The sequence below is a fragment of the Kitasatospora nipponensis genome, assembly GCF_039528135.1.
GTDB classification, from domain to species: domain Bacteria; phylum Actinomycetota; class Actinomycetes; order Streptomycetales; family Streptomycetaceae; genus Kitasatospora; species Kitasatospora nipponensis.
In genome coordinates, this window is sequence record NZ_BAAALF010000747.1 from 1 (window position 1) to 679 (window position 679).

At 83.5% G+C, this 679-nt stretch carries 1 pseudogene; it reads left to right on the forward strand.

Annotated elements, in window-relative coordinates:
* Window positions 1-679: pseudogene (locus ABD323_RS43095) on the forward strand (hypothetical protein); the annotation flags it as partial.

The following is a 679-nucleotide window of genomic DNA, read 5'->3' on the forward strand; positions in this document are numbered from 1 at the left end:
GGCGGCCGGGTGGTGAACCGGTTCGGCCGGCCGCTGGTGGTGGCCCGGGTGCGCGCGGTCTCGGCGGTCGAGCAGCGCTCGGCGCGGGCCGCGGTGGTCCGCACGGTGGCGGTGCGCGCGGCGGTGCTGGCGCTGGCCTCGCTGAGCGCGGCCGGCTGCATGGAGGTGGGGTCGGGTGGTGACCAGGTTCCCGCCGGGCACGCCTCCGGGTCGGCCAACCCCTCCGCACGGCCCTCCGGCACGGCGGCCGCCGGCCAGGGGCGGGCCGGCTCGGCCGCGCACCCGGAGCGCGCGCCGGGCGCGAAGGGCGAGAGTGCGGCGGACGCCTCGGTGACGGCCGGCACGGGCGGGGTGGCGGTGCCCGTGCTGGCACCGGTGAACGATCCGAGCCCGGGGGTGTCGCCGGCGCCCGCTCTGCCCGCCCTGCCCGGCGGGGTCGTCGCGGTGCCGGCCCCGCCCGGTGGAGCGGCCGCGGCCTCCGGTGGCGCCGCCGCGACCGGTGGGCAGAGCGGCGGGCACGGTACGGGTGGCAGCGGCGGCAGCGGGGCGCCGGGCGGGGCGGGCGGCGCCGCGGGCACGGCGGGGTCGACGACGGGCGGCACCGGTGGTGCCGGGACGGTGACCGGCGGCGTGATCGGCGGCGCGGTCGAGGGCGGTGGCGCCGCGGGCGGTGCGGGCC